At 60.4% G+C, this 13,879-nt stretch carries 11 protein-coding genes; 4 read left to right on the forward strand and 7 right to left on the reverse strand.

The features are described 5' to 3' along the window. Positions 1–67: 67 nt before the first annotated feature. The gene (locus LIY45_RS01335) at positions 68–619 is read left to right on the forward strand and encodes a redoxin domain-containing protein (RefSeq protein WP_226475064.1); all 552 of its coding nucleotides are present in this window, start codon (positions 68–70) and stop codon (positions 617–619) included. Positions 620–684: 65 nt separating this feature from the next. On the opposite strand, the gene LIY45_RS01340 is transcribed toward LIY45_RS01335, so the two are convergent. The 3 genes from LIY45_RS01340 to LIY45_RS01350 form a co-directional block, all read right to left on the reverse strand. Next, positions 685–1,959, reverse strand: coding sequence for an outer membrane protein transport protein (locus LIY45_RS01340; RefSeq protein WP_026078188.1), 1,275 nt, complete (start codon positions 1,957–1,959; stop codon positions 685–687). 146 nt (positions 1,960–2,105) lie between these two features. Further along, the gene (locus tag LIY45_RS01345; protein ID WP_226475065.1) at positions 2,106–2,588 is read right to left on the reverse strand and encodes a hypothetical protein; all 483 of its coding nucleotides are present in this window, start codon (positions 2,586–2,588) and stop codon (positions 2,106–2,108) included. Between the two features lie 265 nt (positions 2,589–2,853). Beyond that, on the reverse strand, positions 2,854–3,078 hold the full coding sequence (locus LIY45_RS01350) for a hypothetical protein (RefSeq protein WP_003214941.1): 225 nt from the start codon (positions 3,076–3,078) through the stop codon (positions 2,854–2,856). Positions 3,079–3,923: 845 nt separating this feature from the next. On the opposite strand from LIY45_RS01350, the gene LIY45_RS01355 reads away from it, so the two are divergent. Together LIY45_RS01355 and rmuC are read left to right on the forward strand one after the other, a co-directional pair. Next, positions 3,924–4,247, forward strand: a complete 324-nt coding sequence (locus tag LIY45_RS01355; protein WP_026078187.1) for a hypothetical protein — start codon at positions 3,924–3,926, stop codon at positions 4,245–4,247. Positions 4,248–4,422: 175 nt separating this feature from the next. Continuing rightward, positions 4,423–5,787: a DNA recombination protein RmuC gene (gene rmuC / locus LIY45_RS01360; RefSeq protein WP_226475260.1), complete on the forward strand. Its 1,365-nt coding sequence runs from the start codon at positions 4,423–4,425 to the stop codon at positions 5,785–5,787. Between the two features lie 102 nt (positions 5,788–5,889). Here the strand turns inward: rmuC and LIY45_RS01365 are convergent, their stop codons facing one another. Both LIY45_RS01365 and LIY45_RS01370 read right to left on the reverse strand, forming a co-directional pair. Continuing rightward, on the reverse strand, positions 5,890–9,360 hold the full coding sequence (locus LIY45_RS01365) for a PAS domain-containing hybrid sensor histidine kinase/response regulator (RefSeq protein WP_226475066.1): 3,471 nt from the start codon (positions 9,358–9,360) through the stop codon (positions 5,890–5,892). Positions 9,361–9,480: 120 nt separating this feature from the next. Beyond that, the gene (locus LIY45_RS01370; RefSeq protein WP_226475067.1) at positions 9,481–10,227 is read right to left on the reverse strand and encodes a 3-oxoacyl-ACP reductase family protein; all 747 of its coding nucleotides are present in this window, start codon (positions 10,225–10,227) and stop codon (positions 9,481–9,483) included. A 113-nt stretch (positions 10,228–10,340) separates the two neighbouring features. Here LIY45_RS01370 and LIY45_RS01375 point away from each other — a divergent pair, with 113 nt between their 5' ends. Beyond that, positions 10,341–11,264: a LysR family transcriptional regulator gene (locus tag LIY45_RS01375; RefSeq protein ID WP_226475068.1), complete on the forward strand. Its 924-nt coding sequence runs from the start codon at positions 10,341–10,343 to the stop codon at positions 11,262–11,264. 28 nt (positions 11,265–11,292) lie between these two features. Here LIY45_RS01375 and LIY45_RS01380 read toward each other — a convergent pair whose 3' ends face one another. Together LIY45_RS01380 and LIY45_RS01385 are read right to left on the reverse strand one after the other, a co-directional pair. Continuing rightward, on the reverse strand, positions 11,293–12,021 hold the full coding sequence (locus tag LIY45_RS01380; protein ID WP_017479099.1) for an aspartate/glutamate racemase family protein: 729 nt from the start codon (positions 12,019–12,021) through the stop codon (positions 11,293–11,295). A 13-nt stretch (positions 12,022–12,034) separates the two neighbouring features. Further along, complete coding sequence (locus tag LIY45_RS01385) at positions 12,035–13,564, reverse strand: NCS1 family nucleobase:cation symporter-1 (protein WP_226475069.1); 1,530 nt, start codon at positions 13,562–13,564, stop codon at positions 12,035–12,037. Between the last annotated feature and the right edge of the window lie 315 nt (positions 13,565–13,879).

Genomic DNA, 13,879 nt, shown 5'->3' on the forward strand with positions numbered 1-13,879 from the left:
GCATTGATGCAGTTGGGCATGGCGATCTGTTAAGTTCTGTGTCTGAGACTTTTCAAGGACACCTGACATGCAGATGCGCTGGCTTGCAGTACCCGCTCTGATGATGGCTTTTGGCAGCGTCGCCATGGCCGCCGATTGCCCGCCGTTGCTTGAAGGCCAACTGCCCAAGCTGCGCGCCAAGGAATCCATCGACCTGTGCCAGCGCTTCGCCGGCAAGCCGCTGGTGATCGTCAACACCGCCAGCTTCTGCGGTTTTGCGCCGCAGTTCAAAGGGCTTGAGGCCTTGTACCAGCGCTACAAGGGCCAGGGGCTGGAAGTGATTGGCGTGCCGTCCGATGACTTCAAGCAGGAAGCCAAGACCGGGGAGGAAACGGCCAAGGTTTGTTATGTGAACTACGGCGTGACCTTCACCATGACCGAGCCACAGAAGGTCAGGGGCCCGGATGCGGTGCACCTGTTCAAGGTTCTGGCGCAGCAGAGCAGCGCGCCGAAGTGGAATTTCTACAAGTACGTGGTGGACCGCCAGGGCAAGGTGATCGCCAGCTTCTCCAGCCTGACCAAACCGGATAGTCCGGACCTGATCAAGGCGGTGGAAGAAGCACTGGCTTCGAAACCCTGATTGCCGGCCACTAAAAAGCCCCGCCTCTTTTGCAAGAGAGCGGGGCTTTTTTATGTCGCTTTACATCAGAACTTGTACGTCACACCCAGGCCGAAACCGTTGGCGCTGTTTTCGTACTTGGCGCTGTAGGAACCCAGTGCATTGGACTTGTTGACTTTGACCGGTTCTTCCTTGAGGTAGGAGTAAGCCAAGTCAACGGTCATGTTATCCATCACGGCATAACCCAGGCCCACACTGAAGATGGTCCGGTCGCCAGTAGGAATACGTGGGGAACGGTCAGTGTTGTTGGTTGGCGACTGGTCGAACGTCAGGCCGGTACGCAGTACCACTTGCTTGGTGACCTGGTACGAAGTACCCAGGGCGTAGGCCCAGGTGTCGTGCCAGTTCTGAGGTTCAGTGATAGTGCCGATGACCGAAGGTGCGAGAAAGCCGTTGGCGCCCGTTACACCTTGGTTCTTGACCGTGATGTCTTTCAGGCGGCTCCAGCGGGTCCAGGTCGCACCACCATAGAGTTTCCAGGCGTCAGTCAGGTCCTGGGTTACCGACAGGTCGTAAGACTCTGGTGTGTCGATGCTCAGCGAGGCGTCGTAGCGGCCACTGCCAATCGCACCGGCGGTCGGAGCAGGCGCCGTCACCTCGGTGTGGCCGTCAAGCTTGTAGCTGACCTTGGAGTGGTAGGTCAGGCCGACGCGGGTAGTATCGGTGGCCTGTACCAGTACGCCGACGTTGAAACCAATGGCGGTATCGTCGCCCTTGATCGTGACGTTGGTCGAAGGCACGGCAGGGTTCAGGGTCAGTTCGGATTCCAGCTTGCCGGAAATCCGGTTGATGGTAGGGCCGAAACCGATGGAAACCCGGTCGTTGAACGCGTAGCTGACCGTCGGCTGGAGGGTGATGACAGACACTTTGCTGTAGCTGCCAAACCCGCTGCCCTGGAAGCCGCGTTCATAATCAGTCACCAGGCCGAACGGTGCGTAGACACCAAAGCCTACAGCCCACTGATCGTTGAGTTTGTTGGTGTAGAAGCCGAACGGTACGCCGGTGAAGGGAACCATATCGCCTTTGTTGGTACCCCTGGAACGGCCGCCGGCATCTTTGATGTCGGTCGAGGCGTCGATGGCTGCAACACCACCCGTAATCTGCTGGCCTTCAAGGCGAGCCATACCGGCAGGGTTGCCATAAACAGTGCTTGCGTTATCGGCAGATGATGAGCGCCCCGCAAAACCGGTACCCATCCCAGCAACGTCCTGTTCGTTGAGGGCGAAGCCGCTCGCGAACACGTGGGAGGATGCCATTGCAACGGCGAGGCTAAGTGTCGTCTTGAGCATTACTTTTTTCATTATTAGAACTCCGTGGTGATCACCGCTGCGGAAAGTAACAATATTTTTAAGTTAGCGCTATAGGCTGAAACATAGGAGATAGAGCGGTTTTGTAGGACAATCCGACCAAAATCAACGTTTTTAGCCGAATCTTGCAAATCGCCCGGTCAACAGGCGACGTGATTCATGGGTGAAACACAGGTTTGCCAGGCCTGGGTGAAATCCCGGAGCCGGCCTTGAGGGTGAAATATTTCTTTCCAGATACGCGCCATCGCCAATACATCATCGGCCGGTGGCAGGTTTGGACGGTGTTGTTCCACCAGCAGCCACGCGATGGCGGTGGCGTAACGCAGGTTGACCGTCAGCTCGAGCTGCGGCCCGCTGAGGAAGGCATGCTGGCTGGCGAGGCCGCGCACCAGGCTGGCGCGCTCGGGGTCCAGCGCCAGGTAGTCATCCCACAGCGCACGGTGGCGCGGTTCGGTGATGCTGTAGAGGCCGTGGCCGCGACGGTCGTGCAGGGCGGAACCGAGTGCCGACTGGCTGGCGGCGATGCCCAGCAGCAGGGATTCGGCAGTCGGGTTATGGCGACCCAAATAAAGCAGGGTGGGCCGGATCACATAACGACACAATTCGCTGGCGGCGATGCCCATAAAAGCCTCAATCCATGAAATGGGTCGGCGATACCTGAGAGGGGGCTTGGCAGCAGTGAATCGGATCTCAGGCTCGCCGGAAGCGGATCATGCCGCTTGAGTTGAAGTGTAGTGTCATATTTACGACGTAAAGGACTGTTTTTAAAATATTTTCATCATTTAGTTATAGCGTTTATATCAATTTGAACTTAGCGCGCCTGAATTTCAGGCAATAAAAAACCCCGGGTTTTAACCGGGGTTTTTGTGTTTCAGCGATCCGGGTCGATCAGGCAACCAGTGCCTGGCGAGTACGATCGATCACGGCCTGCAGCGGTTCTGCGCTGGAGTATTGATCGGGGTACAGGCGTTCGCTGTGACGAGCGATGCCGTGTTCGTTGACCAGGGTAAAGCTGAAGCAGCCTTTGCGAGCGGCCATGATCAGGCAGTTCATTGGTGCAAAAGCGTTAGTTAGGGTGCGAATGGCATCCTGAGTGTGGATTTGAGTGGACATATTATTGGTGTTCCTACAAATGACACGGTTAAGAACCGTGCAACGTTAAAACGTTCCAGTGACGTTGATCACTATTGATCGAACGAAGAACCCGACTGGAACAAAGCAGCCAGTTTGAAGCGCTATTAAGTTGGCGCGCTTGGGCTGGCAGGTAGGTACTTAGGAGGGCAGGCAACACAACAGGGGCAAAGGTTCTGGGCCCGGGGTGAAGATCCTGATCAATTTGCAGGTTGGTTCTTTCAGAGTATTGAAACTTCGCGACACCCTTTGCTTGTTCAAAGGCTGTGTCGTCGCAAGTGATACCTGGAAACCATCGAGGTGGTCGATCCCTTTTTGTCGGCGGTGCCGTGAGGGAGTTGTTCGACCAGAATTGACTTTCAGCTTGGTACTAACGCCGCGGATAGTAACGGATTGAAACGGTGAAAGGAAGTGTGCTAGGTAAAAAACTTTTCTGGCCTCGGTGCGTCGGTAACATTCCTCGGCCGCCTTGCGACCAAAAAACGCGGTTGATATAACCGTCAGGCGGGTAGTTGTGCACATTGGTTGCGTCCTGTGTAACCGCACTGACATACGCTCTGCAATGCCCCCGGGTGCCTGCAACTAAAATTTAAGTCAATGAAAAATCGAGCTTTTTTTTATTGGTGAAAAAATCGTCAGTTTGAGCGCGGCCCCCGTTCCACGGGCCTTTGCGGGAGTTACGTAACGGTTGTCCACTGAGTTATCCACAGCTTCTGTGGATTGTCCCAAGCGCTTGCTCTAGAACGGGCGTGCAGGGTTTTTTCAGCTTTACCTGTACGAAAAAAAGAGTAGAGTGGCGCGCCTTCCGTTCTGTCCCACAGTGCTTTATGAAGTTTCGCTCAGTATCACCTTCTGTTACCGACAGCCCTCAGGTTGTTACCGCACCCAAGCGTTTTTCCCTGAAAGTCGCCTTGTGGTTGCTCGACAGCCCGCGCCTGGGCCACAGCCCCAACGTCAAACACTTCGCCGGGCATTTGCTCAAGCAACCGGCTCGTGCTGGCGTAGTAGTAGCGCAAAGCCGTCTGGGCCAGTTGATGTGCCGCGAGTGCGGCAATGCCCGGGACCGCCGCATCGGCCACGACTTGCTGCGCCAGGCAGCCCGCGCCGGCGACCGCATCGCCCAGCGTGAACTGGGCCAGATCGAAGACTGAGCTGTCCTCAATGCGCAGGCTTGGTTAACCTTCTTCTTTTCGGGTGACGGCAGGAATCGCTATGGCTTTTGACTGGACCAGTGTTGCGCTGGGTCTCGCCGGTGCTGGATTGCCGCTGTTGGGCCTGTGCTGGCAGATTCAGCGCCGACTGAGCGCACGGATGGCCGGCTGGGAATTGCTCGAAGAGCGCCTGGCCACCGCGCAACTGGCCCAGGAAGGGCTCGCCGCGCAGCTGGACGCCAGCCGTGACGAAATCAGCGACCTGAGCCAGGCCAACGCCGCCAAGCAAGCCGACCTCGCCGCCGTGCGCCGGGAAGTCGAACTGCTGCAGATCGACCGCGACAACGCCCGCGACGCCGCTCACGCCTGGAACCTCGACCGTTCCGCCAAAGAAACCGAACTGCGCCGCCTGGATGCCTTGTCTGCGTCCCTGCGCGCCGAATTGCGCGAGCAACAGGAAAGCCATCAGCAACGCCTCAGCGACCTGCAAGGTTCCCGTGATGAGCTGCGCGCGCAATTCGCTGAACTCGCCGGGAAGATCTTCGACGAGCGCGAACAGCGCTTCGCCGAAACCAGCCAACAGCGCCTCGGCCAATTGCTCGACCCGCTCAAGGAGCGCATCCAGTCGTTCGAAAAGCGCGTCGAAGAAAGCTACCAAAGCGAAGCCCGCGAGCGCTTTTCCCTGGCCAAGGAACTGGAGCGCCTGCAACAGCTGAACCTGCGCCTTTCCGATGAGGCCACCAACCTGACCCGCGCCCTCAAGGGCCAGAAAACCCAGGGTAACTGGGGCGAACTGATCCTGGAGCGAGTGCTGGAACATGCCGGGCTGGAAAAGGGCCGCGAGTACCAGACCCAGGTCAGCCTCAAGGGCCCGGACGGCGAGCGCTTCCAGCCTGACGTGTTGATCATGCTGCCGGGTGACAAGCAGGTGGTGGTGGATTCCAAGGTCAGCCTGACGGCCTATCAACAGTACGTTGCAGAGGACGATCAAGCGATCGGCCAAGCCGCCCTGAAGGCGCATGTGCTGTCGTTGCGCAACCACGTCAAAGGCTTGGCCGGCAAGGACTACAAACGTCTCGAAGGCCTGCACAGCCTGGATTTCGTGCTGCTGTTCGTGCCCATCGAAGCCGCATTTTCGGCTGCACTCCAAGCCGAGCCGAACCTGTTCCAGGAGGCGTTCGACCGCAATATCGTGATCGTCAGCCCGACCACGCTGCTGGCGACTTTGCGGGTGATCGACAGCCTGTGGAAACAGGAGCGGCAAAGCCAGAACGCCCGGGAAATCGCCGAGCGCGCCGGTTGGCTGTATGACAAGTTCGTGCTGTTTATCCAGGACCTGGACGAGGTGGGCAACCGCCTGCAGCAGTTGGACAAAGCCTACAGCGCAGCGCGCAACAAGCTGACAGACGGACGCGGAAACCTGGTGAGCCGTACCGAGCAACTGAAGCTGCTCGGCGCCCGCGCCAGCAAAAGCCTGCCGGCCGACCTGCTGGAACGGGCGATGACCGATGAAGACGGCGTGGCGCAGTTGCCCGAATAGTCACCGGTCTCTGTGGGAGCTGGCTTGCCTGCGATGCAGACACCTCGGTCCTCCAGATACTCCGAGGCGATGCCATCGCAGGCAAGCCAGCTCCCACATGGGCTAAAGCGGCAGGTGCCGGCTCAACAAGGCCCGCAATGCCGCCGGCTTCACCGGCTTGGCCAGGTAATCCAACCCCGCCGCATGCACCTCGGCCACCATCTCCGGCCGTCCATCGGCACTGATCACCACCCCCGGAATCGGCTCCGCCAGTTGTGCCCGCAGCCAGCCCATCAACTCGGTGCCGGTCTCCCCGTGGTCGAGGTGATAATCCACCAGGGCCAGTTGCGGGCGCACACCCTCCGCCAACAGCGCGGCACATTGCGCCTGGTCGCGCGCGGTCCAGACTTCACAGCCCCAGCGCGTGAGCAAGCTGCGCATGCCGATCAGGATGCTTTCTTCGTTATCCACACACAGCACCTGCGCGCCACTCAACGGCTGGCCGCTTTCCTGCGCCGGCTTGGCAGGCGCGCTGACCTGGGTGCGCGCCAACGGCACGCGCACGCTGAACACGCTGCCCTTGCCCGGCCATGAACGCACGCTCAAGCGATGCCCGAGCACGCGGCACAAGCCGTCGGCAATCGCCAGGCCCAGGCCCAGGCCTTTCTCGGCGCGGGTCTGGTGACTGTCCAGGCGTTTGAATTCTTCGAAGATGACTTTCTGTTTGTCCTGAGGAATGCCGGGACCACGGTCCCACACCTCAAGGCACAGGTCGCCACCACGGCGCCTGACACCCAATAGCACCGGCCCATCGGCATAGCGGAACGCGTTGGTGAGGAAATTCTGCAACACCCGCCGCAGCAACTTGATGTCGCTGTCGACCCGCAAACGACTGCCCCGCAGGCGGAAGCGCAACCCCTGTTCCTGGGCCAGCGCCTTGAACTCGGCGCCCAACGTATCGAACAGTTCATTGAGCACGAAGGGTTGGCGCTGGGGATTGATCTTGCCGTTTTCCAGGCGTGAAATATCCAGCAGGTCGCTGATCAGGTCTTCTGCTGAACGCAACGAGCTGTCCAGATGCTGCACCAATTGCCGGGCATCCGGCGACATGCCGTCGTTCTGATGGGAGAGGGCAGCAGAGAACAATCTTGCGGCGTTCAACGGCTGCATCAAGTCGTGGCTGACCGCCGCGAGGAACCGGGTTTTCGACTGGCTGGCCGTCTCGGCGACACCCTTGGCATCGGTCAGGGCAACGTTGAGTTGCGACAGTTCGTGAGTACGCTCGGTCACCCGCTGCTCGAGGCCTTCGTTGGCCTCGGTCAACGCCTGCTCGGCTTCGCGGAACGCGGTGATGTCGGTGAAACTCATGACAAACCCGCCGCCCGGCATCGGGTTGCCGATCAGCTCGATCACCCGGCCATTGGGGAACAGCCGCTCGGAGGTATGCGCACGGCCCTGGCGCATCCAGTGCAGGCGGCGCGCCACGTGCACTTCGGCCTCGCCCGGGCCGCACAGCCCGCGTTCGGCGTTGTAGCGAATAATGTCGGCAATCGGCCGGCCCACACTGATCAGGCCTTCGGGGTAATTGAACAGCTCCAGGTAGCGCCGGTTCCAGGCCACCAGCCGCAACGACTGGTCCACCACGCTGATGCCCTGGGTGATGTTTTCGATGGCGCCTTGCAGCAGCGCCCGGTTGAACTGCAGCACTTCCGACGCTTCGTCGGCGATGCGGACTACGTCCTCCAACTGCATTTCCCTGCCTTCAATGGCGGCTTTCACCACCGCCCGGGTCGACGAAGCGCCGAGCACACCGGCCAGCAGGCGTTCGGTATGGGCGATCCAGTCGTTGTCAGCGTTCTGGTTGGGGTTAAAGCCTTTGCCCTGGCGATAGGCGAAGCGCACAAAACTCTGGTGAGCCCGTTCTTCACCGACAAACCGCGCCGCCAGGCTGAGCAAATCGTTGATCTGTACCGAAAGCATCGAGCGGGCGCTGGCCCGTTGATTGATTTCCTGGCCGATAAAACGCCCGGCCTGCCAATGCTCCGACACCCGCGTACGCGACAGCATCGAGACCCACACGAACAATGTGAAGTTACCCGCCAGGGAAAATACGGTGCCCAGGGTCAGGGAAGTCACGGACAAACCCAGTGGGTGCGAATGCAGCCACGTCATGCCCGGGAAAAGGCTGAAGGACCAGCCCAGACTTTTCGCAGTGACTGGTAGGACCAAGGTGTAGAACCACAGGAACGTCCCTGCCGCCAACCCGGCAAAGACCCCACGTCGGTTGGCCTGTTTCCAATACAGTGCGCCGAGCATCGCTGGAGCCAGCTGGGTCACGGCGGCGAACGCGATCTGGCCAATGGTCGCAAGGCTGGCGGAGGAGCCCAGCAGCCGGTAACTGACGTAAGCCAGCAGCAGGATGATGACAATGCTCACCCGGCGTACCGACAGCATCCAGTGACGGAACACTTCGAATGGCCGCTCGGCGCTGGAACGGCGCAGCAGCCAGGGCAGCAGCATGTCGTTGGAGACCATGGTCGACAGCGCGATACTCGCGACGATCACCATGCCCGTGGCCGCTGAAGCGCCACCGATAAACGCCAGCACAGCCAGGGCCGGATGGGCTTCGGCCAGCGGCAGGCTGATCACGTAGGAGTCCGGTAATACCGAGCCCGGCAGCAGCATCTTCCCGCCGAGGGCAATCGGGATCACAAACAGGGCGGCCAGGATCAGATAGGCCGGGAACACCCACTTGGCCAGGCGCAGGTCCTGGGGGTCGATATTTTCCACCACGGTGACGTGAAACTGCCGGGGCAGGCAGATGATTGCCATCATCGCGACGCCGGTCTGCACCACCATCGAAGGCCAGTTGACCGTCTCTTTCCAGTATTCCTCCAGCCGTGGCGCGAGCATCGCCTGGCTGAACAGATCGTCGAAACCGTCGTACAGGCCGTAGGTCACAAACGCACCGACGGCGAGAAACGCGAACAGCTTGACCAGGGATTCAAAGGCAATCGCCAGCACCATGCCCCGGTGGTGTTCCGTGGCGTCCAGGTTGCGGGTACCAAACACGATGGTGAACAGTGCCAGCACCAGCGACACAATCAGCGCCGTGTCCTGGGAGCGGGTGCCGGTGGTGTCGGCGCTGGCTCCGATCAGCAGGTTCACCCCCAGCACGATGCCTTTGAGCTGCAAGGCGATATAAGGCAGCACGCCCACCAGGCAGATCAGTGCCACCACCACTGCAAGGGATTGGGATTTGCCGTAACGGGCGGCGATAAAGTCGGCGATGGAGGTGATGTTTTCCTGCTTGCTGATCAGCACCATCTTTTGCAGGACCCACGGCGCCAGCACCAGGAGCAGCACCGGCCCCAGGTAGATCGGTAAAAACGCCCACAACTGTTCGGCCGCCTGGCCTACGGCACCAAAGAATGTCCAACTGGTGCAATACACCGCCAGCGACAGGCTATACACCCAGGCACGCATCCGCGGCGGCAGCGGCGCATGGCGACGGTCACCGTAAAAGGCGATGGCAAACATAATGGCCATATAGGCCAGGGCAACGGCGGCGATCAGCCCGCTGGACAGCGTCATGAGAACTCCAGACATAAGAACGCCCGGGCATTCCCGGCCCGGGCGAACAGTCTCGCATGATGCTTGGCGTTAGTCAGTGTCGACCAAGGTCGGAGCGCGGTGCGATGTCGCAGCTTGGGTTCAGGCGCCGAAGCCGCCGTCGATGGTCAGGCTGGCGCCGGTGATGTAGCCGGCCTCAGGGCCTGCCAGGTAGGCGACGAAACTGGCGATCTCTTCCACATGGCCATAACGGCCCACGGCCATGAAGCCGATCAGGCTCTCGGCGAAATCACCGCTTGCCGGGTTCATGTCGGTGTCCACCGGGCCTGGCTGCACGTTATTGATGGTGATGCCCCGTGGCCCCAGGTCGCGGGCCAGGCCTTTGGTCAGGCCGACCAGCGCCGATTTGCTCATGGCGTACGGGCCGCCACCGGCAAACGGCATGCGGTCGGCGTTGGTGCTGCCGATGTTGATGATGCGGCCCCCTTCGCCCATGTGCCGCGCGGCTTCCTGGGTGGCGACAAACACGCTGCGTACGTTGATGGCGAGGGTACGGTCGAAGTCTTCCAGGCTGAAATCTTCCAGCGGGCCGACGGCCAGCACGCCGGCGTTGTTCACCAGGATATCCAGGCGCCCGAAGGCTTCGACGGTGGCGTTGACGGCGCTGCGGATGGCGGCGGCATCGGCGCTGTCGGCATGGATCGCCAGGGCTTTGCCGCCTTCGCTGATCACGCTGTTCTGCAATGCTTCGGCCTTGGCGGCCGAGCTGACATAGGTGAAGGCGACGGCGGCGCCCTGGGCGGCCAGGCGCTTGACGATGGCGGCGCCGATACCGCGGGAACCGCCCTGGATCAAGGCGACTTTGCCGCTGAGGTTGTGTGTGGTCATGTCGATCTCCAGAAGGTGTGTTGAGGTTGGAGTCGAGTATCGACCTCGTATGGCGTCCTCGGTAGACCGTGATTGCTATAGTCTGTGTAAACCAAAAGTTTAGAGTGGTCGATATGGAAAGCTTTGGCAGTATCGAATGCTTTGTGCGCAGCGCCGAGGGTGGCAGCTTTGCCGAAGCCGCCCGGCACCTGAGCCTGACCCCGGCGGCCGTGGGTAAAAGCGTGGCCAAGCTGGAAGCGCGCCTGGGTGTGCGGCTTTTTCAGCGCAGCACCCGGCGCCTGACCCTGACCGAAGCAGGCAAGCTATTTCTGGAAGAGGTCAGCGGCAGCCTCACCACTATTCAAAACGCCGTGGCCAACCTGGCCAGCGCCGAAGGGCGGCCCGTAGGCACGCTTAAAGTGAGCATGGGCACTGTGTTCGGTACCCGCTATGTGGTGCCGTTGCTGAGTGAGTTTTTGCAGCGTTTTCCGGATATCAGCCCCGACTGGCATTTTGATAACCGCCAGGTGGACCTGATAGGCCAAGGCTTCGATGCCGCGATCGGCGGTGGTTTTGAGCTGCCCCAGGGCGTGGTCGCGCGCAAGTTGGCCCCGGCGCATCGGATCCTGCTGGCCTCACCCGAGTACCTCGCCAAACGCAAGCCGGTGCTCGCGCCCGAGGATTTGTCGCTCTGCAACGGCATTCTGATCCGTTCACCGCAAACCGGGCGCGTGCGCTCCTGGCAACTCACCCATCGCAACCGCGAGCAGCGCCCGCTGGTGCTCAAGCCGCGCATGACCATGAGCGACTCCGGCGCCGCTTGCTGCGCCAGCGCCCAGGGCCTGGGGATCGCGCTGGTCAGCATGCCGATGGCGGTGCCGTTCCTCGACAGTGGCCAGTTGGTGCGCGTGCTGCCCGACTGGTACGTCGACGACGGCAACATCTCGCTGTACTACCCCGAACACAAGCTGCTGCCCGGCAAGACCCGGGCGTTTGTGGATTTCATTCTGGAGCAGTTTGTCGAACGCGAGCTGGGGCGGCGGTTCAGTGCCATTTGATCCTTGTGGGAATCAAAGTGTGGGAGCTTCAGTGTCCGAACTTTCCGGGCCAGCCAATCACTTTTTTCGGCCTTGGCGTCGCATACGTGCGGATTTTCGAGGTCGACAGCCCCAACCGCACCAGCCCTTCAGCAATGGTGACCGCCGAGGTCACACCGTCCACCACCGGCACACCCGTGCGGTAGCGAATCTGCTCATCCAGCCCGGCCATGCCGCCGCAGCCCAGGCAGATCACCTCGGCCTTGTCTTCGCTGATCGCCAATTCAGCCTGGCGCACGATGGCCTCCATGGCCTTCAGCGGGTCTTCTTCCAGCTCCAGCACTGCCATGCCGCTGGCCCGCACCGACGCACAGCGCTGATACAAACCCGCCAGTTTCAGCCGGTCCTCGATCAGCGGCACCGTGCGGTCCAGGGTGGTCACCACCGAATAGGCATGCCCGAGGAACATCGCGGTGCTGGCCGCCGCTTCAGTGATGTCCACCACCGGCACGTTGAGTAACTCCTGCAAGCCTTCGCGGCCATGTTCGCCGTAGCCGGCCTGGATCACCGCATCGAACGGCTGGTCGTAGGCCATCACCCGGTCCATCACCGCGATGGCTGCCAGGTAGCTTTCGAAATTGCCTTCCACCGATTCGGCGCCGAAAAACGGGGTCAGCCCGACGATCTCGGTGCCGGGGGACGCCACCGCCCGTGCCTGCTTGGCGATGGCTTCGGTGATGGACTCGGTGGTGTTGACGTTGACCACAAGGATGCGCATGGAATGTCCTTACTTAATGACTGACGTTATCGACTGCAATGCTTTCGCCGCTCACATCGGCGTAATACGGCTGGCGCTTGGCGAACAGCAGGTACAGCAGCCCTGCAATACCGGCGCCAATCAGCCAGGAGAAGGGCGAGACGTGGGCGAAACCGGGCAGCAGGGCGAGGAGAATGGCGATCACCGCCGCAGGAATAAACGCCGCCACCGCCCGCAAATTGACCCCGCGGCTGTAGTAATAAGCGCCCTTCGGGTCTTCGCTATACAACTGCGGCACGTCCACCTGGCTTTTGCGGATCAACCAGTAGTCGACCATGATCACCCCGTACAACGGCCCCAGCAGAGCGCCGAGCCCTGAGAGGAAATACACGATCACCAGTGGGCTGTTGTAGAGGTTCCACGGCAGGATCAACACCGCTACGGTCGCGCTGATCAGCCCGGCACGGCGGAAGTTCAGGTACTTGGGCGCCAGGTTGCTCAGCACAAAGGCGGGAGCGACGAAGTTGGCCATGATGTTCACCGCCACGGTCACAATCAGGAACGCCAGGCAGCCCAGCACCAGAAAGAACGTATTCGGAATCGCCGCGATGATTTCGGTGGGGCTCTCGATCACCCGGCCATTGAGGTGGAACTGCCCGCCGCACAGCAGCACGGTGATGGCGGCGAACACCAGGATATTCACCGGCAGGCCCCAGAAGTTGCCGACCATGATGGTCTTGCGGCAGGGCGAGGAGCGGGCGAAGTCGCAGAAATTCAGGATCAGTGTGCCGTAGATCGCCAGCCACAGCGCGCCGCCGGCGAAGATATTGCGCCACATCTCGCCGCCGGTGAGTGGCTCGCGAATCGACCAGGCGATCTGGCCGCCGGCCTGGAAATACATCCAGCCGGCGAGTGATGCCACCGTCAGCAAAATCACCGGCCCGGCGAAGGCTTCATAGCGGCGCACCATCTCCATGCCATAGGCGAGGATCGCGAGCTGCACAAACCAGATCGTCACAAAACACGCCCAGCCGAGGGTCGACAGGCCGAGGATCGAGTTGTGGTCGTAGTCGGCAAAACCGGGATGAACCGCCGTCAGCAGCACGCGGAAAACCACCGAGGCCAGGTAGGTCTGAATCCCGAACCAGGCAATCGCGATCACCGCACGAATCAGTGCCGGAATCTGCGCGCCATGGATGCCGAAACTGATGCGACTGATCACCGGAAACGGCACGCCTGTCTTCTGCCCCATATAGCCGGACAGGTTCATGAAGAAGTACACCAGCGCCGCGCCGATCCCCAGGGACAGTAGAATCTGCCAGCCGCCCAGGCCCAGCGCATACAGGCCGATGGCGAAGGAATAGTTGGCGATGTTGTGCACATCGTTGGTCCACAAGGCAAAGATGCTGTAGCGGCCCCAGCGCCGGCCTTCGGCCTTGGTGGGCGCCAGGTCCTTGTTGTGCAGGCGCGGGCTGAGGACCAGCGGGCCGGGGCTCACGGCCTCGGGGTTCAGGGGGGAGGAGGGCAGATCCAGTGCGATGTTATTGGAGAGGCTTGTACGCATTCCGGCAGGCTCCTGGACATCAGCAGGGGAGCGGCTGATGTCAAAGTGTATGTATCTTTTTTGTTGATTGTATACAAAGTGTGTTTTGCCTTAAGCCACATGCGTGCCAGATTTTCGCCGGAAAAATTATCGGATAAGTTGGTTTTCAGAGCGATTGGAAATAAATCGCTGAATTTAAAGCGATATAAATTGACCGCTTGAACAGCTATTTATTTTGTAGCGCAGAGAGGGGCGGGGATTTAAGAAAAGGTGTGACGCGGGAGGATGTAACTTTTCGGTGCAGGATTTTATAAGTGCACACAAAAATGGCACCGA

Source organism: Pseudomonas sp. MWU16-30323 (genome assembly GCF_020515595.1).
Lineage (GTDB): Bacteria > Pseudomonadota > Gammaproteobacteria > Pseudomonadales > Pseudomonadaceae > Aquipseudomonas > Aquipseudomonas yamanorum.